The following is a 24,981-nucleotide window of genomic DNA, read 5'->3' as shown; positions in this document are numbered from 1 at the left end:
ACGATTGATTGTTATATAAATGGGAGGGCATACTCACCAACCCGACGCCACCACTGCGGATAGGATGTGGCCATGGTTCCGACACAGCGCATGCCGCGTGAGCAGCGCCGCGAACAGCTCATCGGCGTTGCAACCGCCATGTTCGCAGACTCCGGTTACCACACGACGTCGATGGACGATGTCGCCGAGGCCGCTGGGGTGTCCAAGCCGGTCCTCTATCAGCACTTCACATCCAAGAAGGACCTGTACCTGGCCGCCATCGACGCGGCTGCGGCCACCTTCGACGCCTCCGTCCGCAGTGCGCTGCAAGCCACGGAGAACAATGAGGAGCGCGTCTACAGCACGTTCGACGCCTTCTTCACCTTCGTCAGCGAGAACCGCAACGAGTTCATCGTGCTCTTCTGCGCTGACAGCTACGAGCCCGAGGCGGTGCGCCGGGCCGACGCGGTTCGGCGCCGGATCGCCAGCCAGATCGCCGAGCTCATCACCCGCTACACCTACGCGACTCTCGACGAGGCGCTGCTGCTGGCGCAGGGCGTCGTCGGGATCGCGGAGAAGGCCGCCAGCCAGGTGGTCGAATCCGAGTCGATGGACCCGCGCTCGAATGCCCGGCTCATGGCATTCATGACCTACCGGGGGCTGACGTCGATGCCGCGCGTCGACGAGGTCGCCCCACCGGGTCCGGACGGTTCGGCCGAAGCGCGTCCGTGGGACGTAGACTAACGAGGGTTGCCCCACCCGAACCCAGATCACAAGGAGTGAGTATGGAAGTCAAGATCGGCGTCCGCCAGGCCCCGCGCGAACTCGTCATCGAAACGGAGGCCACCGCTGAGGAGATCACCCAGCAGGTCGACGAGGCGCTGTCCTCGGGTTCGACCTTCGTCCTCGCCGACGACAAGGGCCGCAAAGTCATCGTCCCGGCAGCAGCGCTTGCCTATGTCGAGACCGGCAGCGCCCAGCAGCACCCGGTCGGCTTCGGGCTCTCCTGAGTCCGCACGCCACCTGACAGCCTCGCCGGCGGCACCTGCCGGCACCGCGGATGAGCGCGCTCAGGCCACCAGGCCGAGCGCGCTCATCCGCTTCGAGTGGGCCGTCATCGCCTGCTGCACCATCTGCGCTTCGGCGTCCTGGGTCTCAGCGGCGTGATAGCGGCGGATGAGCCGCCTGCCGCGGCCCATCGAATCGGCCACCAGCTTGCGTCCCCACAGCGCCAGACGCGACGACAGCGAGGGATCCTCCTCGATCGCTGCGGCCAGCCGAGTGCGGAGATATTCGGCCTGGCGTGTATCATCGAGGACAGCGGTGGCAACCTGCCGGCTCTCCTCGTCGAGGCCGGTGAGCACCGCACGATAGAAGTCGTGCATGATCCCGTCGAGCACATAGCCCTTCATCAGGCTTTCGTGCCAGTCATGGGGTGCGGTGCGGTCCCGCAGCTCGCTGTAGGCCTGCTGCACATGCTGCATCTGCGCCGTCGTGTCTTCGCCGAGCTCGCCGATGCGAGCGGCCAGACGCGAGAAATTGTCCAGGGAATGCCCGGCGACAGTCGCAAGATCCACTCTGTCCTGCATGGTGGGCGCGTACTGCGCATCGGTGGCTGACCGTTCGAAAGCGGTGAGCTGACCGTGGGCGATGACGGCAAGGGTTGTCACCGGAGTCGAGGCAGCTGACGAGGATTGGGGCATGCCCCATAGCCTACCGCCTCACTCAGACGTGAACGCGTGCTCCTCGAAGGAGCACTGTGAGGAGAAGAACGTGACCACAACTGAACAGACTTTCGCTGACCTTGGTGTGTCAGCCCCGATCGCCGATGCGCTTGCCGACAAGGGCATCGTGCACCCCTTCCCCATCCAGGCGATGACCCTGCCGGTCGCCCTGACCGGCGCCGACATCATCGGCCAGGCCAAGACCGGCACCGGCAAGACCCTCGGCTTCGGCATCCCGCTGCTCGAGCGCGTCGTCGGCCCCGATGAGGACGGCGCCCCGGCCGACCGAATCCCGCAGGCGCTCGTCGTCGTGCCGACCCGTGAGCTGGCCCAGCAGGTCGCAGGCGACCTCGAAGCCGCCTCGACCCGCCGCAACATCTCCGTTGTCACCATCTACGGCGGCAAGGACTTCGAACCCCAGATCAAGGCGCTCGAATCCGGCGCCGAGGTGGTCGTCGGCACCCCCGGACGGCTCCTCGACCTCGTCGGCCGGCGCATCCTGCGCCTGGGCGGCGTGCGCACCGCTGTGCTCGATGAGGCTGACGAGATGCTCGACCTCGGCTTCCTGCCCGACGTCGAGAAGATCATCTCCCACCTGCCCGCCCAGCGGCAGACGATGCTGTTCTCGGCAACGATGCCCGGCGCGGTCATCTCGATGGCCCGCCGCTACATGATCCAGCCGACCCACATCCGCTCCCAGGACCCGGATGACACGACCCAGACGGCGAAGAACACCACCCAGTACATCTACCGCGCCCACGCGATGGACAAGACTGAGATGGTCGCCCGCATGCTGCAGGCCGAGGGCCGGGGACGGACGATCATCTTCGCCCGCACCAAGCGCACCGCCGACCGCCTGGCCGAGGAGCTCGGCGACCGCGGCATGAACGCCAAGCCGATGCACGGCGACCTGCCGCAGCAGATGCGCGAGCGCTACCTCAAGGCCTTCCGCGACGGCACCGTCGACGTGCTCGTGGCCACCGACGTCGCCGCCCGCGGCATCGACATCTCCAACGTCACCCACGTCATCAACTACCAGTGCCCCGATGATGAGAAGACCTACGTCCACCGCATCGGGCGCACCGGCCGTGCCGGCGAGTCCGGTATCGCGGTGACCTTCGTCGACTGGGATGACGTGCCGCGCTGGAAGCTCATCAACCGCCAGCTCGGCCTCGACTTCGACGAGCCGGTCGAGACCTACTCGACCTCCCCGCACTTCTTCGAGGACCTCAACATCCCGAAGGGCACGAAGGGCCGGATCAAGGGCGCCAAGCCTGCCGATGAGAGTCGTGACCGCCGCCGAGGTGGTGGCCGCGGTGGCCGTGACAACGGCCGCTCAGGTGACCGGAACCGGCAGGAGGGCCGCAATGGCGAGCGCCGTCAGCGCCGCCGCACCCGCGGCGGACGCTCGGGTGAGAACTCCAGCGATGCCGGTGCGAACACGAACACTTCGAAGCCGGAGCAGACTTCAGGTGACTCGGCTCCGCGCCGGCGCCGTCGCCGCCGCCGCTCGAATGCCGAGCAGCCGGCTGCGCAGAACTGATGCCTAGAGGCTGAGACCGACAGGGCTGGCCCCGGAGGCCGCCCGCACAATGCGGGCGAGCATCTCCGGGGCCGTCGTGTTCTCTGCCAGCAGGTTCGGTTTGCCGGCTCCGTGGTAGTCCGAGGAGCCGGTGACGATGAGGGCGTGGGCTGCTGCGATGCGGCGCAGCTCGGCGCGCTCGGCCACCGGGTTGTCGCGGTGATCGACTTCGATGCCGTCAAGGCCAGCGGCGATCATCTCGCGCATCCCGGCGTCGGGCACGACCCGTCCGCGCATCCGTGCCCGGGGGTGGGCGTAGACCGACACTCCGCCGGCCTCGCGGACCATGCGGATCGCATCGATCGGGCTGACCGTCGGCAGGGTGACGTAGTACTTCGAGCGGGTTGAGAGCAGCTCGGAGAAGGCTGCGGTGCGGTCGGTGACGATGCCGGCGCGCACGAGCGCATCGGCGATGTGCGGCCGGCCGATTGTCGCTCCTGGTTCGCACACAGCCTCGATGTCGGCCCAGCTGAGCGGGTAGTCCTCGGACAGGCGGGCGACGATCTCCCGGGCCCGGCCCTCCCGGTCAGTGCGGGCAGCCCCGACGGTGGCGGCCAGCTCGGTGCTGCCGGGATCGTGGAGGTAGCTGAGCAGGTGGACGCTGATGCCCTCATACCGGCACGAGATCTCCATGCCCGGCACCAGACCGATGCCCAGCCTCTGCACCGCCTCGGTCGCCTCGGCCCACCCGCCGGTGGTGTCGTGGTCGGTCAGGCCGATGACATCGACGCCGCAGGCCGCCGCCTCGGCCATGAGCTCTGCCGGGCTCTGGGTGCCGTCTGAGACGGTCGAATGGGTGTGCAGGTCGATGATCATGAGTCGATCATAGGACGATCCCCACGATTCCTCCCCCGCCGGTGGGCCGTGACTAGAATGGCCGCATGATGACTCAGGACTCTGACTACAACGCGCAGACCACCAGCCCCTCAGCCGCTGAATCCGGTGCCGCCACCGGCGCCGACTCCCCCGACCAGCCCCTGTCAGACCGAGTGAACAACCGCTCCCGCCGCCCCCAGTCGCAGGCATTTCGCGACTTCGTCGCCTCCGGCTGGGATCGCACGAGTGAGGACAATGTCGAGCCCTTCGCCTCGGCCGCCTACACCGGCGCCCGCCGTCAGGCGCTGTCCGAGGCCTTCCCCGGCGAACGCCTCGTCATCCCCGCCGGCGGGCTCAAGGTCCGCTCGAACGACACCGACTACCGCTTCCGCGCCCACTCGGCGTTCATCCACCTCACCGGCCTGCACTCAAACCTCGAACCCGATTCGGTGCTCGTCATGGAGCCCACCGACGACGGCCACGAGTCGACCTTCTACTTCCGCCCGCGTGCCGGAGCGGACACCGAGGAGTTCTTCTCCGATGCCCGCTACGGCGAGTACTGGGTCGGCCCGCGTGAGGACCTGGAGACGATGGCGATCAAGACCAGCATCCGCTGTGCTGACATCACCCACGCGGAAGAGGCCATCTGCCGGGACCTGAACGCCACCTCGCTGCGCCTGGTCCGCGGTGCCGATGAGGCACTCGACGCGCGGGTCGATGCCGCCCGCGCCGAGATCGAAGCCGACCTGGAGATCTCGCAGGCGGGCGATGCCGAGATGGCTCAGTTCCTCTCCGAGCTGCGCCTCATCAAGGACGACTACGAGATCAGCCAGATGCGCCACGCTGTTGAGATCACCCGGTCTGGTTTCGACAATGTCATCACCTCGCTCAAGCAGGCGATCGTCCACCACCGCGGCGAGCGCGTCATCGAGACGGCCTTCGAATCCGCTGCCCGCACCGACGGCAACGGCGTCGGCTACGACACGATCGCCGCTGCCGGCAACCACGCCTGCACCCTGCACTGGATCAAGAACACCGGTGAGGTCCGCGACGGCGATCTCATCCTCGTCGACGCCGGCGCAGAGGCCGACTCCCTCTACACCGCCGACATCACCCGCACGCTGCCGATCAACGGCACCTTCTCCGAGGTCCAGGGCAAGATCTACGACGCCGTCCTCGAAGCCGCTGATGCCGCCTTCGCCGTGGCCGCCGAGCACGCCCAGCGCCCGGTGATCTTCGCTGAGGTTCACGATGCGGCGATGAACGTCATCGCCCACCGCCTTGAGGAGTGGGGTCTGCTGCCGGTCAGCGCCGAGGAGTCGCTCTCGCCTGAGGGCCAGCAGCACCGCCGGTGGATGGTCCACGGCACCAGCCACCACCTCGGCCTCGACGTGCATGACTGCGCGCAGGCGCGCGCGGAGATGTACCTGGGTGCCGAACTCAAGCCGGGCATGGTCTTCACGATCGAACCGGGCCTGTACTTCAAGGCCGAGGACCAGCTCATCCCAGAGGAGTACCGCGGCATCGGTGTGCGCATCGAAGACGACGTGCTCGTGACCGAGGACGGCGTTGAGAACCTCTCGGCTGGCTTCCCGCGCACCCGCGCTGAAGTCGAGGCCTGGGTTCGGCAGGGACGGTGAGCATGCCGGTGCTGCGCCGCGGTGGAGGGGTTTGTGAGATCGACGGTGTCGAACTCGGCCACGCCGGCCGCATCGACTCCGCTGCCGGTGCGCTGACCGGCACGACCGCGCTATTGCTGCCGCCGGGCACGACCGGCGGAGTCGATGTGCGCGGCGGAGGACCGGCCAGTCACGAGACAGAGCTGCTGGCTCCCGGCACACTGACAACCGGGTGCGATGCCATCGTGCTCACCGGCGGCAGCGCCTATGGACTGGCCGCCGCTCACGGCGTGCAGGCCGGTCTCGCCGCTGACGGGCGCGGGTTCCCCGCTCCCGGCCTGGCCGGCGTGACGGTCCCGCTCGTGCCGGCGGCTGGGATCTTCGACCTCGGCCGCGGCGGCGCACCCTGTCTGCCGCCGACGATCGAGACCGGGCAGGCTGCCTATGCCAACCTTCTCACCGGGCCCGAGGCGGTGGTCCGCGGTTCTGTCGGCGGCGGCATCGGTGCGTGGACCGGTCGCGGGCTGCTGCGCGGCGGCCTCGGTTCGGCTGTCATCGACACCGAGACCGGCCACCGGGTGGCAGCGATCGCCGTTGCCAATCCGATGGGCACCGTCATCGCACCGACCGGCCGGTTGCATGCTGCCGAGGTGCTCGCCGGCTACGGCATCGACATCCCGGCTGACGACTGTGACGTGCTGCGTGAGAGGTTAGCAGCAGTGGCGGCACAGTCTGTCGAGGGCCCGCCTCCGACGCGGAACACGACGATCGCCGCCGTCGTCACCGACGCCCGGCTCGATACTGCTCAGGCGCACCGGCTGGCGCAGTCAGCCCATGCCGGGCTGGCGCGGGCGATCCATCCCTCGCATACGCTCTTCGATGGGGATACGGTCTTCGCCGCAGCCACCGGTGCCGTGGCCCTGACGCAGTCAGAGGGCGGGTCCGGTGAGGCCGATGAGACGATGGTGCTCGGGCAGCTGAATACCGCGGCCGCCGATGTGCTCTCGGCAGCGATCGTCGATGCGGTCATCTCCGCAGGCGACTATGCTGGGGGTGCGCCGCTGCCAGCTTCTCCTCCCCCGCTGCGCACGGTGTGCCCGCAGCTCGCAGCTGCGTGGCAGGCACTCGACTGACGAACCCTGCAGTTCTGTTCCGCTCCGTGTCTCAGCGGGCGGCGAGGATCGCCTGCGCCTCGTTCACGACGCCGGGCGGGCAGATGATGTCGTAGGTCGTCGCCAGCACCTGCGGGCTGGACATGACCGCACTCTGCTTTCGGTTGATCGCCTTGATCGCAATCCCCCAGATCATGCCCAGGCCCACGCCGATGACGATGCCCGGCAGCAGCGCCCCCGTCGTCAGCGATGCGTCGGTGCCGCCGCCGAGCAGCATGAACACCAGCCCGAAGAGCATCCCGATCCAGGCACCGGACAGCGCACCGCGGCCGGCTGCAGCAGCCCAGGTGAGCATGCCGGTGACCGGTTCGACGATCTTGAGATTGGAGCCGACGATCGTCAGCGAGGAGACGTCGAAGTCCTTCTCAGCAAGGAACCTGACCGCCTTCTGCGCATCCTCATGCGTGCGGTAGGAGCCGAGCACTTCGCCGTGCGGGATCTGGGTGACCGGTCGTCTGGAAGCCATACCTCCAGTATGGACTAGTCACCGGATCACATGGGTGCCGGGTTGCCGGGTGTGGGCTGTCAGCCAGCGGACAGGCGGCCGCAGGGTCACTTCCTCAGCGCCTGCGCCGGATGACGACGGGGATGCCGAGGAGAGTCAGATATCGCACAGCTGCAGGCGGCAGCGAATGGAGTACGCTGGAATCGCCCGCGATCTCCGGCCTGCTGGAAGGACACTCAGAGCGCATATGACCGCCCCCACCATCGATGCTGTCCGCGCCGCCCTTGCCACTGTGCTCGATCCCGAGATCCGCCGCAGCATCGTCGAACTCGACATGGTCGACGACATCGCCGTTGCCGATGACGGGCATGTCGCCGTCACCGTGCTGCTGACCATCGCCGGCTGCCCGCTCAAGGACACCATCACACGCGACACCGAGGCGGCGGTTGCGAAGGTCGACGGCGTCACCGGCGTGACGGTGACACTGGGCACGATGACCCCTGAGCAGCGGCAGGCGATGCGAGAGAAGCTGCAGGGGCCCGGTGCCAACCGCGAGATCCCGTTCAACAAGTCGAACTCACTCACCCGCATCTACGCGGTCGCCTCCGGCAAGGGCGGAGTCGGGAAGTCCTCGATCACCGCCAACCTCGCCGTGGCGCTCGCTGCCGAAGGGCTGCGCGTCGGCGTCGTCGACGCCGACATCTACGGATTCTCGATCCCGGGCATGCTCGGCCTTTCCGGCAAGCCGACGAAGGTCGATGAGATGATCCTGCCGCAGGTCGCCCACGGGGTGAAGGTCATCTCGATCGGCATGTTCGTCCAGCCCGGTCAGGCCGTCGTGTGGCGGGGACCGATGCTGCACCGGGCTCTCCAGCAGTTCCTCACCGACGTGTTCTGGGGCGATCTCGATGTGCTGCTGCTCGATCTGCCGCCGGGCACCGGCGACATCGCGATCTCAGTCGCCCAGCTGCTGCCGCGCTCTGAGCTGCTCGTCGTCACCACCCCGCAGCAGGCAGCCGCACAGGTTGCTGAGCGTGCCGGGTCGGTCTCAACGCAAACCCAGCAGCAGGTCACCGGTGTCATTGAGAACATGTCGTGGATGGAGATGCCCGACGGCACCCGGATGGACGTCTTCGGCTCCGGCGGCGGAGAGTCAGTGGCGAAGAACCTGTCGGAGATCACCGGTGGTCAGGTGCCGCTGCTCGGCCAGATCCCGCTCGATCCGCCCGTGCGCACCGGCGGGGATGCGGGCACTCCTGCTGTGCTGGCAGCCCCGGACTCACCAGCTTCAACGGCTCTGCGGGCGGTGGCTCAGCAGCTGGCGACGCGCTCGCGCGGACTCGCCGGCCGATCACTCGGCCTCTCCCCTGCCTGATTGCCCTTCCTCATCGAGCCCTATCGGACCGAGCTCAGCGTGGGATCCGGTTCAGGTGGCTTCCGGGTCGAAGGGCGGTGCCACCTCGGCGTCGCGCAGAGCGGCCTGAGCGCGGTAGCGCTGCACCGGGCTCAGCTGCGTAGCTGCTGCCTCATCCGTGCCGGAACCGGCAGCGGTGCTGCCACCGGAATTCGCACCTCGGGAACCGGCAGGCGAGTGTGCCTGGGACTCCTCCTGCAGCGCCTCGCGCACAATCCTGCGCGGATCGTACTGACGCGGGTCGAGGGTCTTCCAATCGACATCGGGCAGGTCCTCGGCGAAGTCGCGGCGCAGACTGCCCTTGGCTTCGTCGGCGCGGCGTTTGAGCAGCTTGACGAACTCCTTGAGCTGCTCGGCGTATTCGGGCAGCCGCTGCGGGCCGATGACAAGGAGGGCAACGATGACGATGATGAGCATCTCCGTGCCGTTGATCCCGAACATGGCCCTCATTCTAGCAGTGCACTCAGGGGTCTCACGGCCGCTCCGGGCTACACTGAGGGCACGGATCGCCGGCGCTTTCCACGACTTCTGCCGGTCCGCGATCCGCTGTCAGCAGGAAGGAACGTATGAGCCGCGACTGGGCGATCAACGCGCAATACGCCGAACGCTACAACCCTGCCGACGCCGTCCTCGACGCTGCCCGCACCATCGCCTCTGACTATGCCGTCACCCCGCTGTCGGTCAACACTGCAGGCCTGCTGCGCCTGCTCACCCAGCTGGCGAAGCCGGCGAGCGCCCTGGAGGTCGGCACCGGCACCGGAACCGGCACGCTGGCGATCATGCGCGGCATGCCCCCGGGCGGCGTGCTCACGAGCATCGACGCCGATGCCGATAAGCAGGCTGTCGCTCGTGAGCTGCTCGGTGCCGCACGGATCCGCCCGCACTGCGTGCGCATGATCCACGGCCGCGGTGAGGACGTGCTCGCCCGGTTGGCACCCGGTGGCTATGATCTTGTGTTCCTCGACTCCGAGCCGCTGACGTATCCGCGGCTCGTGCCGCTGGCGATCGAGCGGCTGAGTGCTGATGGTCTGCTCATCATCAACCAGGCGCTGCTGGGAGATGCGGTGGCCAAACCGGCCAACCGCACCCCGCGCACCCAGGTGATGCGCACTGTGCTCTCCGACATTGAGGCGCGTGCCGACATCGAACGCCTCATGATCCCCATCGATGCCGGCCTGCTCGTACTCCGGTGCCTGGGACAGTGAGACTCGGGCCGAAGTTCGGCCGCCTCAGCAGAAGCGGAGTCACCCGCCGCCTTCTTCCTGTGCCTCGCGCTCATCGTCCAGCCGCTTCAGCTCCCGCAGCTCATCCGCGCGAGCAATCAGCTCGGTGCGGAGGTCACCGACCGGACCGTCTGCCAGCGCGCTGAGCTTGAGCGCGAACGTCGGCCCGAAGCTGGTGTCGGGCGTGCCTGCCAGAATCCCCTCCCCTGCAATGCGCGCACCCATCTCGGTCACTGCCTCGGCGGCAAACCGGAGGATCCGCTCGACGCTGCGATCCTCGGCGTGGGGCAGCCACACCATGCCCGTCGTGTACAGCCCGCTGACCTCAACGGTGGCGGCGAACCGCTCAAGCGGGGGCAGCTGGTCCAGCCAGGCACGGATGAAAGCGTCGCAGAGCTCGGAATGATCGAACAGAAGATCCGGATCCTTCCGCTGTAGCGCCTCGACGACGTCGGCGATCGACATGTGCGCTGCATAGTCGAGCGCAGCCGACAGGTCACCACCTGCTGAGGCGTGGATCGCCTCGGCCAGCCGCTGCCGCTGGGCGCCGATCTCATTGGTGTCCATTGACGGTGCCTCTCTGCCTCGGGCATGAGTATGGGCGCCGGTTGCGCGTATGCGCCTCCGGCGCCCAGATGAGGGTGGCGCTCTCCGGTTCCCGGTCAGCGGACCGGAACCGGCACTGCGTTACTTGCCCAGCGCCTCGGCGAGGGTGTCGTACAGGTTCGCAGCTTCCTCCGGGCTGATCTCGATGACCAGCCGCCCGCCGCCCTCGACAGGTAGACGCAGAACCATGCCGCGACCTTCTTTGGTCACTTCAAGAGGGCCGTCACCAGTGCGCGGTTTCTGTGCTGCCATGAACCTCTGTCCTTCCGGTTGAAAATTTCCAGCATCTCTGATTATCCACCATTTGAGCTAGATCACGTAACGGGCGCGTCACGCGCGCATCCGTTCGTCTTGCATGCTGATCACGGCGGCCAGTCCGATGGCGGGGTGAAGTGCCACAGCTGGCTGATCCACAGGTACTGGGTGACGATGAGCACGACGAGCAGCAGCCCGCGGTACGCCCACGACCGTGAGTACGCCATCGCCAGGGCGAGCGGGAACAGCGGCAGCAGCAGCCGGAACGTCGAGGTCTGCGGATTGAAGAAGATGAACAGGTACACCGCATAGGCCACCGTGAAGTGCTGCAGGTCGCGGCCGAGCTGCCGCCCGGCCGGTGAGAGCATCAGCACGACGAACCCGGCGATGAGTCCGACCAGCAGCACGGGTCCGATGATGTCGCCTGCCAGCCAGCGCGACATGTCGAACCACTGGATGACGAACCGGGAGTGCCCGCCGCTCCAGGCGTGCTCGGTATCGAGATACGCCAGCGGCTCGCCGGTACGCAGCCAGGCGCGGATCGGGTGGATGAGCGCAGCAACGCAGGACAGCACTCCGAGCGTCCAGCTGCGGATCGCCTCCCCTGCCGGGTAGGGGTCGCTGCCGCGGCGGGCGAAGCGGCTGATGAGGTGGATGAGCATGAAGAACGAGAACGCCACCCCGATCGGCCGGGAGAGGTCCATCGCCACGACGACGGGAATCGCCCACAGATAGGCCCGGTCGATGACGAGGGTGAGCGCGCAGGCGAGCAGCAGCAGGTTGAGCGCCTCGGCGTATCCGGTGCTCAGGATCGGGGAGGCGGGGAAGACGAACACGACCGCCAGGCCCATGAGCGCCCGCCCGGCGGTGGTGTGGCGGCGGAACAGCGCAAGGATGACGATCGCAGCCCCGGCGGCGAACAGGTTCGACAGCAGCGGTGAGACGAACTGGTAGTCCAGCCCGGTGAGCACGGAGACGTCGCGGGCGATCCAGGGGTGCAGCGGGTAGAACGCCCACGCGTTCTGGCTGACATCCCCGGACTCTCCGCGCGGGAGCACCTCGGGGTAGCCTTCAGTCGCGATGCGCTCGTACCAGCCGGCGTCCCAGAAGTTGAGGAAGTCCCGCAGCGTCGTGGCCTCCCCGCTCGTCCACGGCGAGCTGCCCTGCTCAGCGAGCACGTGGGAGAGGAACGCGAACGCGATGATCCGCGAGACGAGGAAGACGACAAGCGCCTGCGCCCAGACCGGCAGGCCCAGCAGCCAGTCGGCCATCCGTCTGACGATCCGCGGGGTGGCCGGCTGCACGGCGATCGGCCCGGCCAAGAGTGCTGCTGGTTTCGCTGCTGCCATCAGGGCTGCGGGTCGCCCTGCGTACCGTGCTGGGCGTCGGTGCCCCGGTCGCCGGGCTGGCGTCCTTCCAGGGTCTCCGGGTAGCCATCGCCGAGGCGGTGGTGGCCTGGGTGCGGGCGGTCGCGTTCGGCGTGCAGGCGGGTGATCTCGGCCTCCTGTTCGCGCAGCCGCTGGGTCATCTGCTCGAGCACCAGGTCGACTGAGTCGGTGCGGTAGCCGCGGGCGGCGAGCTGGAAGCGCACGGTGCTGATGTCGTCTGCCGACCATTCCTCGCCCAGTCCGCGCGGGGGCTCCTGCGCCTGATCGCCTCCCATGGCGCTGTTGAAGCCGCCGGTGGCGCCGAAGATGGCGACGACAGCGAAGAACACGGCAGCGCACACACCGAGGATGATGTAGATCGACATAGCGGTATCGTCTCACAGCCCTGTCGGCCACCGGCGCACCGTGACGGGCATGCTGGAACGCTCGGTCAGGCCTCGGAGACGGAGGTGAGGATCGAGACGGCCTCGGCTGGGTCGTCGGTGAGGCTGAGCCGGTCGGGATCGTCGAGGCTGATGGTGCCGTATTCGATCGGCTTGGACTTCAGCCAGTCGACGAGCCCGCCCCAATAGCTGGTGCCCATGAGTACGATCGGGAACTTGCGCACCTTGTGCGTCTGCGCCAGTGTCAGCGCCTCGAAGAGCTCATCGAAGGTCCCGAACCCGCCCGGCAGCACGACATAGCCCTGGGAGTACTTGAGGAACATCGTCTTGCGCACGAAGAAGTAGCGGAAGTTCACGCCCAGGTCGACGTAGTCGTTCATGCCCTGTTCGAAGGGCAGCTCGATGCCCAGACCCACCGACAGTCCCCCAGCGTCATGCGCCCCGCGGTTGGCCGCCTCCATGATGCCCGGCCCTCCCCCGGTCATGACGCCGTACCCGGCCTCGGCGATCAGGCGGCCGAGGTCCCGGGCAGTCGCGTAGTCCGGTGAGGTCTCAGCGGTGCGCGCCGAACCGAAGACCGAGAAGCACGGCCCGAGTCCGGCCATCGCGCCGAAGCCCTCAACGAACTCCGACTGGATGCGCAGCACCCGCCACGGATCCTCGTGCTGCCAGGCGGCCTCGTCTGGGCATTCGAGCAGCTGTTCGTCGGCGGTCTTCTCCGGTACCTGGGAGCGGCGCAGCCGCAGCGGCCCGCGGTTGTAGATTCCTGAGGTGAACATCGGCAGACTCCTGGCGTTCGACGGGCACAGATCACGTCCAGCCTAGTGTCTCCCCAGCACACTGACCGATAGGCTGGTGCCATGACTCAACGTTTTGTCTCAGCCAAGGGTGTCGCCACCTACCACGGCGACACGATCCTGTGCGTATGGTACCCCGCCCCCGTCCTGACCGGTGATGAGGCCTCGGCAGCCAAGCTCGCCGCCGACGCCGTCGACGATGACGTCCTCGCCCCGCTCGCGGTCGCCGATGAGGCCCGCGGCACCCGCGGTGAGCTCGTCTCGGTCACCATCGACCTCGATGCCGCACCCGACGGTGCCGCCGATGGTTACCTGCGCCTGCACGCCCTGTCCCACCGCCTCGTCAAGCCCAACGACCTCAACCTCGACGGCCTGTTCGGCCAGCTGAATAACGTCGTGTGGACCTCTGAAGGCCCATGCGCGGTCGAGGACTTCGAGATCACCCGCGCCAAGCTCAAGGCCCGCGGCCAGCTCTCGGTCTACGGCGTCGACAAGTTCCCGCGCATGACCGATTTCGTCGTCCCCGAGGGTGTGCGCATCGCTGATGCCGACCGAGTGCGGATGGGCGCCTACCTGTCGCCTGGCACCGTCGTCATGCACGAGGGCTTCGTCAACTTCAACGCCGGCACCCTCGGTCAGGCAATGGTCGAAGGGCGCATCTCCCAGGGCGTCGTCATCGGCAATGGAACCGACATCGGCGGCGGAGCCTCGATCATGGGCACCCTCTCCGGCGGCGGCGCACATCGCATCGAGATCGGTGAGGGCACGCTGCTCGGCGCCAATGCCGGTGTCGGCATCTCACTCGGCGACAACTGCATCGTCGAGGCTGGCCTCTACGTCACTGCCGGCACCCGCGTCGTCATGCCTGAAGAGGACGGCAAGGTCGTCAAGGCCGCTGAGCTGTCGGGCAGCGACAATGTGCTGCTGCGCCGCAATTCCGAGACCGGTGCCGTCGAGGCCCGCTCCCGCACCGCGCAGGGCATCGAACTCAACCCCGACCTGCACTGATCTGCCAGGCACAGCAAAGGGGACAGACCAGCTGGTCTGTCCCCTTTCGCGTGTCTGCTGTCAACGCACCGTGTGTCAGCGCTTGCTGATGTCGGTGTAGCTGCGCTTCGGCTCGCCGGTGTAGATCTGGCGCGGGCGGCCGATGCGGGTCTCCGGGTCGTTGATCATCTCACGCCACTGCGCGATCCAGCCCGGCAGGCGGCCGACGGCGAAGAGCACGGTGAACATCTCGGTCGGAAAGCCGAGGGCCTTGTAGATAAGGCCGGTGTAGAAGTCGACGTTCGGGTACAGGCTGCGCTCAACGAAGTAGTCGTCGGCCAGCGCGATCTCTTCGAGCTTGAGGGCGAGTTCGAGCATCTCGTCGTTGCCGCCGGTGCGCTCGAGGATCTCGTGGGCGGTCTTCTTGATGATCGCCGCACGCGGATCGTAGTTCTTGTACACCCGGTGGCCGAAGCCCATGAGGCGGACGCCCTGCTCCTTGTTCTTCACCCGCTCCATGTAGGACTTCGCGCCGTCGTCGGAGGCGAGGATCTCTTCGAGCATCTCGAGAACTGCCGAGTTCGCTCCGCCGTGCAGGGGGCCTGCCAGGGCGTTGACGCCTGCTGAGATCGACTGGAAGATGTTCGCCTGTGCCGAGCCGACCAGGCGCACCGTCGAGGTCGAGCAGTTCTGCTCGTGGTCGGCGTGCAGGATGAACAGCTGGTCCATCGCCTTGACCGCCAGCGGGTCGAGCTCGTACGGCTCGGACGGGTAGCCGAAGTTCACGCGCAGGAAGTTCTCGACGAGGTTGAGCGAGTTGTCCGGGTGGATCACCGGCAGGCCCTCGGACTTGCGGTGGGCCATCGCTGCGATCGTCGGCATCTTGGCGAGCATCCGGATCGAGGACAGGTCGATCTGCTCGTTGTCGAAGACGGAGAGGTTGTCCTGGTAGAAGGTCGACAGTGCCGAGATCGCCGAGGACACCATCGGCATCGGGTGGGCGTCGTAGGGGAAGGCGGTGAAGAAGCGGCGCAGGTCCTCGTGCACGAGGGTGTGGCGACGCAGCCGGGCGTCGAATTCGTCGTACTGCTCCTGGGTGGGCAGCTCGCCGTAGATGAGCAGGTAGCAGACCTCGATGAAGTTCGACTTCTCGGTCAGCTCTTCGATCGGGTAGCCGCGATAGCGCAGGATGCCCTCGTCGCCATCGATGAAGGTGATGGCCGAGGAGGTGTTGGCCGTGTTGGCGAAACCGGGATCGTAGGTGACCTTCCCGGTGTCTTTGAGCAATGAGCCGATCCGCACAGCTTCCGTGCCTTCGGTGGCAGTCACCTCAGGGAGGGAGACCTCCTGGCCGTCGATGTGCAGTACTGCATCCTCTGCCATATGTACTCCTCGAAATGTCTGATCTCCGGCCGGGGATTCGAGCGTGGAGTGCTCACAGCGACCTGAGTGTTGTTTCACAGTCACATCAGAGACTACCGGCTTTGGTAGGCCAAGGGTAAATCGGGGTGGCCTGTCACCTGGGCTTGGTACCCTGCCCCGCGCCACCGTGCGGCAGGCGGGTGTGTTCGGCCTTTCCCGAGGCGGTGGCCACCTCGATCTCAGGCCTCCCGCAGGCGTGCGGCGGCTGCCGCGATCCGCTCATCGGGCGCTGTCAGCGCCAGGCGCACGTGCTGGCCGGCGGCAGCGCCGTAGAAGGCGCCGGGCCCGGCGATGATGCCCAGGTCAGCGAGCGCTGCGATGGTCTCCCAGCAGTCCTCGTCGCGGCTGGCCCACAGGTAGAGCCCTGCTGTCGAATGGTCGATGCGCAGCCCGAACGCCTCGGCTGCCGGCAGCAGCTCCGCGCGCCGGGCGGCGTAGCGGGCCTTCTGCTCCTGCACGTGGGCAGTGTCGCGCAGGCCCGCGATCATCGCCGCCTGGATGGGGGCAGGCATGATCATCCCGGCATGCTTGCGGGCGTTGGTGAGGTTGCCGATGAGCGTCGCATCGCCGGTGACGAATGCCGCTCGGTAGCCGGCGAGATTCGACTGCTTCGACATCGAGTACACCGCCAGCAGCCCGGTGTGCTCTCCTCCGGTGACGGCCGGGTCGAGGATCGAGGGCGCCGCGGTGTCGGCGGCCCAGTTGAGCAGGGCGTAGCATTCGTCGCTGGCGACGATGACCCCGGCCTCGCGGGCGCGGGTGACGACGGCGGCAAGGGTGTCGGTGTCGAGGACCTCGCCGGTCGGGTTGCCCGGCGAGTTGAGCCACAACAGCCCAATCCCCTCCAAAGAGGCACCGGCGAGGATGTCAGCGGCATCGAGACGGACGCAGTCGACGCCGGCCAGCCGGGCACCCATCTCATAGGTCGGGTAGGCCTGCGCCGGGCAGGCGACAGACACAGGCTGCTCTAGACCGGACGCCCCCTGAGCCGACAACCCGAGCAGCGTCGGCAGCCAGGCGACGAGCTCCTTCGACCCGACCGTCGGCAGCACCTCTGAGGCGGGATCGACGGTCACGCCGCGCCACTGGGCAGACCACCAGGCGATCGCCTCGCGCAGCGCGTCGGTTCCGGCGGTCGTCGGGTACCCGTGGGCGTCGGCGGCCTCGCGCAGCGCCTGGCGGATCACCTCGGGGGTAGGGTCGACCGGCGTGCCGATCGACAGGTCGCAGACGCCATCAGGATGTGCGGCAGCGCGCTGTCGGTACGGAGTCAGGGTGTCCCATGGGTAGTCGGGCAGCTGGAGTCCGTACATGGGTTCTCACTCGTCGTGGTTCTGCGGCGGCAGCGCCTTGATGATCGGGTGGTCGAGACCGGTGTTGCCGAGCTTGGCGGCACCGCCGGGTGAGCCGATCTCGTCGAAGAACTCGACATTGGCGGTGTAGTAGTCGGCCCATTCCTCGGGGACGTCGTCCTCGTAGTAGATCGCCTCGACCGGACAGACGGGTTCGCAGGCGCCGCAGTCGACGCATTCGTCGGGGTGGATGTAGAGCGACCGTTCGCCTTCGTAGATGCAGTCGACGGGGCATTCGTCGATGCACGCCTTATCCTTGAGATCGACGCACGGTTGTGCGATGACATACGTCATGGTCAGTCTCCTTGAGTCAGCTTCGATGCGAAAAGTCCTCTCACCAGACTACTCCCTTATAGGCTGGGAGGGTTGGCACACCACCGTCGAAAAGGTCACACATGTTCGAACCCCGTCCCGGCATGCGGGTTGTCCTCCGGTATCGCGCAGGCTCCGGCGCCACCGATGCGCTCGGCCAGGTCAGCGCCGTCGACGGGGACTCCGTGACGGTGGAGACGAAGCGCGGACCGGTCCGCGTGCCTCGGGAGGACATCATCCTCGCCCATGAGGTGCCGCCGGCGCCGCAGCGCACGGGCCGGCTGCACGAGGTGGTCTCGGCTGCCGATGTGCGCCGGATCGCCGCCCACGCCTGGCTGCCGCCGGAGGTCACCTGGCTCAACCGTGACAACCTGCACCGGGATGCCGCGCAGGTGGCCGGTGATGAGGGGGCCGGGCCCGAGGCGTTCGTCCAGTCCGGCTGGCTGCTGCGGGCTGCCGGCGGGGCTGGGAAGGAGGCGGCGAACTCCGCGCTCCCCCTCGATCCGCCCGGTGTCGAGACCGCTGAGGCGCTCGAGATGGTCTCCCAGTGGTACGGCCAGCACGGGCTGCCTGCTGCTGTGCAGATCTACTCCGATGCCGACTCCTCAGAGCTCGCCGCCGCCTGCCGGGAGGCCGCCGGGCTGTTCCGCGATGCCGGCTTCGTGCCCTCCGAACCGCAGCTGGCGCTCACCGTCGCCACCGCCGAGGCGGCCGCTGGGCTCGCCGATCCCGCCGCCGCGGCCCCGGCTGGGCTGTCGATCGTGCGCTCGGATGCCCCGCACGGACTGCAATATGAGGCCTGGGGGCATCCGGAGGGCAGCGAGAGCCATTCGGCCTTCGCTGCGCTCATGACCTCAGCTGAGCAGATGTTCATCCTCTCAGCGATCACCGGTCCGCTGCCCGGCACCGCCGGCTCCGCCCAGTCCGGGACGGCTGGTTCCGCCCAGCCCGGCGGGCAGCCGCAGGCCAGCCGGCCGCAGCTCATCGGCACGATCCGCGTCGCGCTCACCCACCGCTGGGCGGTGATCTCCCATCTCATCGTCCACCCCAGCGCGCGCCGCCGCGGAGTCGGACGCGCACTCGTGCAGGCCGCGGCCGCGGCAGCCGGCCAGCAGGGCATCCGCTCGCTGCTGGCCGATGTGCCGGCTTCCAATGAAGCAGCGGTCACGCTCATGCGCGGTCTCGGCGCCCGGGAGCATCACCGGCACTGGTTCGCCCTCCAGGCCGAATGAGCACCGGCCGTCTGCAGGCTCAGCGCGGCGGCGCGTGTGTGCCGTCGTCGCCGAGCGGATCGGACTTCTCGCTCATCGGCACATCGATGTCGAGGTGACCGCCGCGGGCCGGCTTGGGGCGTGTGAGGTTCATGATGACGGCCAGCGCGGCCGCCGGCACGATGCCGGAGGTCAGCAGCACGGCGATGGTGTTGGGGAACAGCGCCACCGAATCAGGTACGGCAGCGAAGCCCTGCCCGACGCCGATCGACACGGCGATGACGAGCATGTCGTGGCGGTCGAGGGCAGTCTCGGCCAGCAGTTTGATGCCAGCACCGATGAGCATTCCGAACATCACGACCGCCGCTCCTCCGATGACAGCCGAGGGCATGACGGCGATGACGGCGGCGAACTTCGGCAGCAGTCCGAGCAGGATGAGGAACCCGGCGCCGATCGAGACGACGTGCCGGCTCATGACGCCGGTGAAGGCGACGAGCCCGACGTTCTGGCCGAACGAGGTGTTGGGCAGGGCGGAGAACAGTGAGGCGAACGCGGTCGCCACGCCGTCGGCCATCACGCCGCCGGAGAGCTCCTTGTCGGTCACGTCTCGTCCAGCACCGCTCTTGGTGATCGCCGACAGGTCCCCGATCGTCTCCACGGAGGTGGCGATCGCCATCGCACCCATGCCGATGAGGGCAGCGGCGGGGAAGTCCAGACCGAACTTCAGCGGTGCGGGGAAGGCGAACCATGCGGCCTCGGCGACATCGCTGAAGTCGACCCGACCGGCCGGGATCGCTGCCAGGTAGCCGACGATGAGGGCGAGGAGCACTGAGGCCGCCCCGATGATGCCCCGGCCGAAGCGGTAGAACAGCAGCATGACGACGAGCACCAGGCTGGCCAGGCCGAGGTCTGTCCACGAACCGAAGGTCGGTGAGCCGCTGCCGCCGGCGTAGAGCGCCATGCCGGTGGGCAGCAGTCCGATGCCGATGACGAGGACGACGATGCCGCTGACGAGCGGCGGGAACAGGGCCTTAAGCCAGCGCAGGCTCATCCCGAGGATCACCTGCACGACACCGGCGAAGATCGCACCACCGAACACGGCGGCGATCCCGTAGCTCTGCGCCAGCGGAATGGCGACGACGAGGAAGCCGAAGCTCGTGCCCTGTACGATCGGCAGCCGAGAGCCGATCGGCCCGATGCCGATCGTCTGTAGCAGCGTGGTGAGCCCGGCGACGAGCAGCGCGACCTGGACGAGGAAGGCGGTCTCACCGGTGGTCGCGCCGATCGCAGTGGCGAGGATGACGGGAATGGTGACATTGCTCGCCATCATGACGAGCACATGCTGGATGCCCAGCAGCACCGCCTCGCCCAGCGGCGGCATCTCGTTGATCTGGTAGCGCGGGGTGATCTCTGGCTCAGCAGCGGGCATAGCTCTCCTCGGGCGCGGCGGCCGGCGACTCTGCCTGCCGACGGGACGTGTCGTGTGTCACATCACGCTAGGTGCATGTACCGCAGGGCTGACACAGCACTTTCTGCCGAATGGACGCGGTGCCGCTTGGCGCAATCTGACGTGTTCTGCCCCACATTTCGCTCAGTACAGTGAGTGGCACTCAGGGACTGCGGTGACGGCGCCGCGCGCCGGTGCGCAGTCGATAACAGCCTCTCGGCATCACCCGCCGGGTGGGAACGACACTCTGTTGGGAGCAGCCACATGCCACAGCCGATCGAAGTCCGGAAAGTCCCCCTGCACAGCGTCTCCGACGCCTCGGAGATGACGAAGCTCATCGACGACGGTGTCCTCGACGCCTCCCGCGTCATCGCGATCATCGGCAAGACCGAGGGCAACGGCGGGGTCAACGACTACACCCGCATCATCGCCGACCGCGCCTTCCGTGAGGCGCTTATCGAGAAGGGCGCTCCGCCCGAGCAGGTCAAGGAGATCCCGATCGTCTGGTCCGGCGGCACCGATGGCGTCATCAGCCCCCATGCCACGATCTTCGCCACCACCGACGCGACCGACACCCCGAGCCACGGCGCTGCCGCCGGTGTCGATGACAAGCGGCTGTCGGTCGGCTTCGCGATGAGCGAGCCGATTCTGCCGGAGGAGATCGGCCGCACCGGCATGATCGACAAGGTCGCCGATGCCGTCACCGCGGCGATGGAGCGCGCCGGCATCACCGACACCGCTGATGTCCACTATGTGCAGACGAAGACCCCGCTGCTGACGATCGACACGATCCGCGATGCCCGCTCCCGCGGTCACGACGTCTTCACCGAGGACACGCTGACGTCGATGGACGTCTCCAACGGCACCACCGCCCTCGGCATCGCCCAGGCGCTCGGCGAGGCCACCGACATCACCGATGACGATGTCATGCGGGATCGCTCAAAGTACTCCGCGGTCGCCTCGTGCTCCTCCGGTGTCGAGCTCGACCGCGCGCAGGTGGTCGTCGTCGGCAATGCGCCCGGCATCGGCGGCCGGTTCAGGATCGGCCACGGGGTCATGGATCATGCGCTCGATGCCGACGGGATCTGGGATGCGATCACCGATGCCGGCCTCGACCTGCCGGATCGGCCGCACCGCGACGACCTCGGCGGCCGTCTCGTCAACGTGTTCCTCAAGTGCGAGGCCAGCCAGGACGGCACGGTGCTCGGCCGCCGCAACGCGATGCTCGATGACTCCGATGTCCACTGGCACCGGCAGATCAAGGCCGCAGTCGGCGGCGTCACCGCCGCGGTGACCGGCGATCCTGCCGTGTTCGTCTCGGTATCAGCCGCCCATCAGGGCCCTGACGGCGGCGGGCCGGTCGCTGCGATCATCGACCTGGGTGAGGAACCCAGCGGCTACACATTCACCGGCTGACCTGCTCACCATGCCTGTGCCCGGCACCGTGATTCCGGTGCCGGGCACGGCTGTGCTCAGGGTCGTTCAGCTGTCCGTCTTGCACTGCACGCGGTTGACCGGACGGTAGACGGTGGTGAAGTCGTCCTTCTTCACGACCTTGCCGGTCGAGTGGTCCTTGATCGTGCGGTAGATCGTGATCGACCAGCCTTCCCGCGGTGACTGCGGTGAGCAGGAGGGGCCCGATTCGGTCACAGTGCTCGGCGAGGTGAACGCGAACCGGCTGGAGGCATCGGCTTCGACGTCGACGGTCTTGACGCCGAAGACGCGGGCGTGGACCTCGCCGCCCTTGAGGTACATGTCAAGCACCATCGGTTTGTCGGTGTTGTTCGTGAACTTCAAGTCGATCGACGTCCAGTCCAGGGTCGTCTCCCGGCCCTCCGGGTAGCGGGAGATGTACCGGGAGTGCGCGCGATGCTCATCGAGATCGAGACCGGCGAAGAATGCGGCATTGAACAAGGTTGTCGACACCTGGGAGACACCGCCGCCGAAGTCGGTCTTCATCTGTCCTTCGGAGATCACGCCGGCAGGCTTGTAGCCGTTGGCGGCTGTGCGCTTGCCCAGGGTCTCGTTGAGGCTGAACTGCTCACCGGGCAGCAGTACGGTGCCCGAGACCTTCTTCGAGGCCACCCGCAGGTTGGTGTCGCGGTTGGGTTCGGAGTTGTACGGGGTGGCGAACTTCGCGATGACGGTGTCGACATCGGCCTTCTCGGCGTCCTCAGTCGAGAACTCCGGATCGGTCTCGGTGAGCGTCACCTCGGCGGTGCGATCATCGGAGGTCAGCGCCGGCAGCACGGCGTCGGCGAATTCCTTCTCGTCAACGGAGATGCCCTTCTCACTCGGCACGACCTTCGGTTTGCCGTCGACGATCTCGTAGCTGGCGTTCTTCATCTCCTGGCCGACCTGCGGGCTCTCGAACAGCGCGAGCCGCTTGAGCCGTTTGGCGTCGAAGACCGGTGTCAGGTCGCTGTCCTTTGGCTCGAACTCCAGGGTCTGCGACACGGTCTCCGGGGAAACGGTGAGCGTCCCGCCCTGGACATCCTCATGGTCGCCGGGGTCGGCGGTGACCGTGATGTCGTTGCTGATGGCCGGTTCAGCGATATCGGTCCGGGCCTTCTCCGCCTCAGCGGTGGTGATGTCGGCTTCCTTCTTCTGCGCAGTCACCGCCAGTGGCGGGTCTTCGCGCAGCCAGGAGGCATCGATCGTCTCCCGGATCGCATCGGCGGTCACGATGGTGCCGTCGCTGCTGTCGGTGACCTTCGGCTTGCCGTCTTCGTCGTAGGCGAGCGTCGCATCGACCGGTTCGGTCGACATCTCCGAACCGACCTCCTCGATGACGGACTTCTTCGCCTCGTCAACGGTGATGACCGGGTCGATGACGTTGTCGTCGAACAGGCGCTCGTAGATGCGCACCGGATTGAGCGTGAAGCCAGCACCGCGATTGACGGTCGCCTGGGTGTCGAGGACGATCCCGGCATCAGCCGGGTCGATCTTCGCGGAGTTGTCCTCTGCGGTGATCTCGATCGGCTCCTCGGCACGCGGGGCGAGCTGCTCATCGAGGGTGCGCTTCGCCTCGGCCTCGGACATCCCGCCGACGTCGATCCCGGCGACCTGCGTGTGACGCGGCATGCCGTTGGAGGCGAAGAACGCCGTTGCCACATAGGCAGCGGCGAGGGCGAGGACGGCGGCGACGATGACGATGATCGTCGTGCGGCGGCCGCGCGCCGGAGTGGTGTCAGAGGCCATGGTGTCACTTCACGAGAGTCGGCCGGGCAGCGGCCCGGAGCTGGTGGGAATCCGCTCCCAACTATAGCCAGTGGCCATGCCCTGACCTGCGGCCACCGGGTGACAATCCTGCTACAGTTCGGTCTCAGCTTCCGGCCGGACCGCCGGTCTCATGACCGCTTGGGAGTCTTGAGCGCCGGCAGCGTGAAGGCGAGCACCGCAGCGATGCCCATCGGGGCGACGAGCCACACGATCGAGCGCAGATACGCGGCGACGATGAGGTCGGCCCCGGGCAGCAGGCCCTGCTGTGTGAACAGGAACGAAACCATGCAGATGACCGCCGCACACAGCACCATGAGCGATGTCGACCGGTACAGCGCGGCGATGTGCCACATGCCCGCCGTGCTCAGCGCCAGCGCCAGAGCCAGGCCCCACGGGGCGATGATCTGCTGGCCGCCGAGCTCCCAGGCGGTCGCGTTGAGGTGCTGGAAGGAGCCGAGCACGCCGATGAGCAGCCCGACGAGGATCGCGTGGATGATCGCTGCCGCGCTGGTCTTCGGACGCCCCGGAGACTCAGTGTCAGCTCTCGCCGCTCCGGCTCCGGCAGCTGTCGCCGCTCCGGTTCCGGCGGTGCTCGCCGCACCGGCTGCTCCACCCGCGCCCGAGGCGGCGGCTGCGTTCGCATCGTCAGTGCCGGTGCCGGCCGGGGTCGGGTAGGCGTGAGTCCCAACAGGCACGATGACGGCATCGAGGACATTGTCGACCGGTGCATACGGTGCCGGTCCGGGGCCCGGGTAGGCGGCGTCGGTGTAGCACTCGATATCCATGACCTTCTGGCCGATCCCGTTGGACAGTGCGAAGAACTGCCCGGCCACGGTGATCTGGGTGCGGTGGGCTGCCATCGCCAGGCTCTTGGCGCCGATGAAGGCGTCGACGTCCTGGGCGACGGCGATCGGCGCCTCGGCGGCGATCGTCGGGATCGATGCGGCCGGGGCGAAGCCGGTGAGCTCGAAGCCGGGAGCCTGGGGGTCGAAGGCGTCGGCGGCCGCGTCGGCAGGGGTGTCGAAGAACAGCAGTGCAGCCGCCTCGTCAGCGGTGCCCTCCAGCCGCTGGCAGGCGGCGACCGTCGCCTCGTGCATCCGCACATGGTCGGGGTGGCCGTAGCCGCCACCACTGGAGTAGGTGATGACGAGCTGCGGACGCACCCGGCGAATGACGTTGACGAGGTATCCGGCGGCTTCGCTCACCGGGGCGGCGCACAGTGCCTCGGGCACCATGTCATCCGGTGCCACAGCGTGACCGTCAGGACCCCAGGCCATCCCGGAGTCCTCGAACCGGCGGGAAGGCAGGCGCTCATCTGCTCCCCCGCGCTCACCGTCGCCCAGGAAGGCATGGTCGCTGACCCCGAGGATCTCGAGTGCGCGGGCGAGCTCCTGCTCCCGGTGAGCTGCCAGTTCGGCCCGGTTGCCCTCCAGCCGTTCCCGCAGCTCGCCGATCACCTCACCGCCCTCACCGCGGGTGGCGGTGACGAGGGCGACGTGGGCGCCGGAGGCGGCAAGCGCGGCCATCGTCCCACCGGTCATGATCGACTCGTCATCGGGGTGGGCGTGGACGAAGAGGACGCGCGCCTGTGCTGCGGGAAGGGTCTGGGTGGCTCTCATGCAGTG

The 24,981-nt window shown here is 67.6% G+C and carries 25 protein-coding genes; 10 read left to right on the top strand and 15 right to left on the bottom strand.

What is annotated here, in order from left to right:
* The first annotated feature begins 72 nt into the window (after positions 1–72).
* On the top strand, positions 73–723 hold the full coding sequence (locus B4E96_RS08265; protein WP_170273925.1) for a TetR/AcrR family transcriptional regulator: 651 nt from the start codon (positions 73–75) through the stop codon (positions 721–723).
* Between the two features lie 41 nt (positions 724–764).
* Entirely contained in the window at positions 765–989 is a 225-nt protein-coding gene (locus tag B4E96_RS08260; protein ID WP_102162702.1) for a DUF3107 domain-containing protein, read from the top strand.
* A 60-nt stretch (positions 990–1,049) separates the two neighbouring features.
* On the opposite strand, the gene B4E96_RS08255 is transcribed toward B4E96_RS08260, so the two are convergent.
* On the bottom strand, positions 1,050–1,682 hold the full coding sequence (locus tag B4E96_RS08255; protein ID WP_170273924.1) for a ferritin-like fold-containing protein: 633 nt from the start codon (positions 1,680–1,682) through the stop codon (positions 1,050–1,052).
* Between B4E96_RS08255 and B4E96_RS08250 the strand changes: the two genes are divergently transcribed.
* Entirely contained in the window at positions 1,681–3,246 is a 1,566-nt protein-coding gene (locus B4E96_RS08250; protein WP_102162704.1) for a DEAD/DEAH box helicase, read from the top strand. The two genes, B4E96_RS08255 and B4E96_RS08250, sit on opposite strands and share 2 nt — an antisense overlap.
* Before the next feature lie 3 nt (positions 3,247–3,249).
* Here B4E96_RS08250 and B4E96_RS08245 read toward each other — a convergent pair whose 3' ends face one another.
* The gene (locus B4E96_RS08245; protein ID WP_286957125.1) at positions 3,250–4,101 is read right to left on the bottom strand and encodes a PHP domain-containing protein; all 852 of its coding nucleotides are present in this window, start codon (positions 4,099–4,101) and stop codon (positions 3,250–3,252) included.
* A gap of 68 nt (positions 4,102–4,169) precedes the next feature.
* Between B4E96_RS08245 and B4E96_RS08240 the strand changes: the two genes are divergently transcribed.
* Both B4E96_RS08240 and B4E96_RS08235 read left to right on the top strand, forming a co-directional pair.
* On the top strand, positions 4,170–5,741 hold the full coding sequence (locus B4E96_RS08240; protein WP_286957221.1) for an aminopeptidase P family protein: 1,572 nt from the start codon (positions 4,170–4,172) through the stop codon (positions 5,739–5,741).
* Positions 5,742–5,743: 2 nt separating this feature from the next.
* The gene (locus B4E96_RS08235; RefSeq protein WP_286957217.1) at positions 5,744–6,853 is read left to right on the top strand and encodes a P1 family peptidase; all 1,110 of its coding nucleotides are present in this window, start codon (positions 5,744–5,746) and stop codon (positions 6,851–6,853) included.
* Between the two features lie 31 nt (positions 6,854–6,884).
* On the opposite strand, the gene B4E96_RS08230 is transcribed toward B4E96_RS08235, so the two are convergent.
* Positions 6,885–7,358 carry a general stress protein gene (locus B4E96_RS08230; RefSeq protein ID WP_165883175.1) on the bottom strand — a complete coding sequence of 158 codons (474 nt, stop codon included), beginning with the start codon at positions 7,356–7,358 and terminating at the stop codon, positions 6,885–6,887.
* A 226-nt stretch (positions 7,359–7,584) separates the two neighbouring features.
* Between B4E96_RS08230 and B4E96_RS08225 the strand changes: the two genes are divergently transcribed.
* The gene (locus B4E96_RS08225; protein WP_170273921.1) at positions 7,585–8,712 is read left to right on the top strand and encodes an Mrp/NBP35 family ATP-binding protein; all 1,128 of its coding nucleotides are present in this window, start codon (positions 7,585–7,587) and stop codon (positions 8,710–8,712) included.
* 51 nt (positions 8,713–8,763) lie between these two features.
* On the opposite strand, the gene B4E96_RS08220 is transcribed toward B4E96_RS08225, so the two are convergent.
* The gene (locus B4E96_RS08220; RefSeq protein WP_286957124.1) at positions 8,764–9,192 is read right to left on the bottom strand and encodes a twin-arginine translocase TatA/TatE family subunit; all 429 of its coding nucleotides are present in this window, start codon (positions 9,190–9,192) and stop codon (positions 8,764–8,766) included.
* Positions 9,193–9,317: 125 nt separating this feature from the next.
* Between B4E96_RS08220 and B4E96_RS08215 the strand changes: the two genes are divergently transcribed.
* Positions 9,318–9,956, top strand: a complete 639-nt coding sequence (locus tag B4E96_RS08215) for an O-methyltransferase (RefSeq protein WP_286957122.1) — start codon at positions 9,318–9,320, stop codon at positions 9,954–9,956.
* Between the two features lie 39 nt (positions 9,957–9,995).
* On the opposite strand, the gene B4E96_RS08210 is transcribed toward B4E96_RS08215, so the two are convergent.
* The 5 genes from B4E96_RS08210 to B4E96_RS08190 form a co-directional block, all read right to left on the bottom strand.
* On the bottom strand, positions 9,996–10,439 hold the full coding sequence (locus B4E96_RS08210) for a hypothetical protein (protein WP_286957121.1): 444 nt from the start codon (positions 10,437–10,439) through the stop codon (positions 9,996–9,998).
* Positions 10,440–10,661: 222 nt separating this feature from the next.
* The gene (locus tag B4E96_RS08205; RefSeq protein ID WP_102162712.1) at positions 10,662–10,832 is read right to left on the bottom strand and encodes a DUF3117 domain-containing protein; all 171 of its coding nucleotides are present in this window, start codon (positions 10,830–10,832) and stop codon (positions 10,662–10,664) included.
* A gap of 110 nt (positions 10,833–10,942) precedes the next feature.
* Complete coding sequence (locus B4E96_RS08200) at positions 10,943–12,184, bottom strand: hypothetical protein (protein WP_286957120.1); 1,242 nt, start codon at positions 12,182–12,184, stop codon at positions 10,943–10,945.
* Positions 12,184–12,588, bottom strand: a complete 405-nt coding sequence (locus B4E96_RS08195) for a DivIVA domain-containing protein (protein WP_286957118.1) — start codon at positions 12,586–12,588, stop codon at positions 12,184–12,186. The genes B4E96_RS08200 and B4E96_RS08195 overlap by 1 nt, the downstream gene beginning before the upstream one ends.
* Before the next feature lie 65 nt (positions 12,589–12,653).
* Entirely contained in the window at positions 12,654–13,385 is a 732-nt protein-coding gene (locus B4E96_RS08190; RefSeq protein ID WP_286957117.1) for a TIGR00730 family Rossman fold protein, read from the bottom strand.
* An 81-nt stretch (positions 13,386–13,466) separates the two neighbouring features.
* Here B4E96_RS08190 and dapD point away from each other — a divergent pair, with 81 nt between their 5' ends.
* Positions 13,467–14,411 (top strand): 2,3,4,5-tetrahydropyridine-2,6-dicarboxylate N-succinyltransferase, encoded by a 945-nt coding sequence (dapD, locus tag B4E96_RS08185; protein WP_170273916.1) that lies wholly within the window; start codon positions 13,467–13,469, stop codon positions 14,409–14,411.
* Between the two features lie 75 nt (positions 14,412–14,486).
* Here dapD and B4E96_RS08180 read toward each other — a convergent pair whose 3' ends face one another.
* From B4E96_RS08180 to fdxA, 3 genes are all read right to left on the bottom strand, one after another.
* Positions 14,487–15,773 (bottom strand): citrate synthase, encoded by a 1,287-nt coding sequence (locus tag B4E96_RS08180; RefSeq protein ID WP_102162717.1) that lies wholly within the window; start codon positions 15,771–15,773, stop codon positions 14,487–14,489.
* Positions 15,774–15,991: 218 nt separating this feature from the next.
* A complete protein-coding gene (gene dapC / locus B4E96_RS08175) occupies positions 15,992–17,125 on the bottom strand; it encodes a succinyldiaminopimelate transaminase (RefSeq protein WP_170273915.1) in 1,134 nt (377 codons plus the stop codon).
* Between the two features lie 6 nt (positions 17,126–17,131).
* On the bottom strand, positions 17,132–17,458 hold the full coding sequence (gene fdxA / locus B4E96_RS08170; protein WP_170273914.1) for a ferredoxin: 327 nt from the start codon (positions 17,456–17,458) through the stop codon (positions 17,132–17,134).
* Between the two features lie 101 nt (positions 17,459–17,559).
* Here fdxA and B4E96_RS08165 point away from each other — a divergent pair, with 101 nt between their 5' ends.
* Positions 17,560–18,708: a GNAT family N-acetyltransferase gene (locus B4E96_RS08165; protein WP_286957116.1), complete on the top strand. Its 1,149-nt coding sequence runs from the start codon at positions 17,560–17,562 to the stop codon at positions 18,706–18,708.
* A 19-nt stretch (positions 18,709–18,727) separates the two neighbouring features.
* Here the strand turns inward: B4E96_RS08165 and B4E96_RS08160 are convergent, their stop codons facing one another.
* Entirely contained in the window at positions 18,728–20,116 is a 1,389-nt protein-coding gene (locus tag B4E96_RS08160) for a uracil-xanthine permease family protein (RefSeq protein ID WP_170273912.1), read from the bottom strand.
* Between the two features lie 282 nt (positions 20,117–20,398).
* Here B4E96_RS08160 and B4E96_RS08155 point away from each other — a divergent pair, with 282 nt between their 5' ends.
* Positions 20,399–21,550 carry a ring-opening amidohydrolase gene (locus B4E96_RS08155; protein WP_286957114.1) on the top strand — a complete coding sequence of 384 codons (1,152 nt, stop codon included), beginning with the start codon at positions 20,399–20,401 and terminating at the stop codon, positions 21,548–21,550.
* A 66-nt stretch (positions 21,551–21,616) separates the two neighbouring features.
* Here the strand turns inward: B4E96_RS08155 and B4E96_RS08150 are convergent, their stop codons facing one another.
* Together B4E96_RS08150 and B4E96_RS08145 are read right to left on the bottom strand one after the other, a co-directional pair.
* Positions 21,617–23,335 (bottom strand): VanW family protein, encoded by a 1,719-nt coding sequence (locus B4E96_RS08150; RefSeq protein ID WP_286957112.1) that lies wholly within the window; start codon positions 23,333–23,335, stop codon positions 21,617–21,619.
* 149 nt (positions 23,336–23,484) lie between these two features.
* Positions 23,485–24,975, bottom strand: coding sequence for a PIG-L family deacetylase (locus B4E96_RS08145; RefSeq protein WP_286957111.1), 1,491 nt, complete (start codon positions 24,973–24,975; stop codon positions 23,485–23,487).
* Positions 24,976–24,981 lie beyond the last annotated feature (6 nt).

Source organism: Brevibacterium sp. UBA7493, assembly GCF_002479565.1.
GTDB lineage: Bacteria > Actinomycetota > Actinomycetes > Actinomycetales > Brevibacteriaceae > Brevibacterium > Brevibacterium luteolum.
This window is presented reverse-complemented; position numbering and strand designations above follow the sequence as displayed.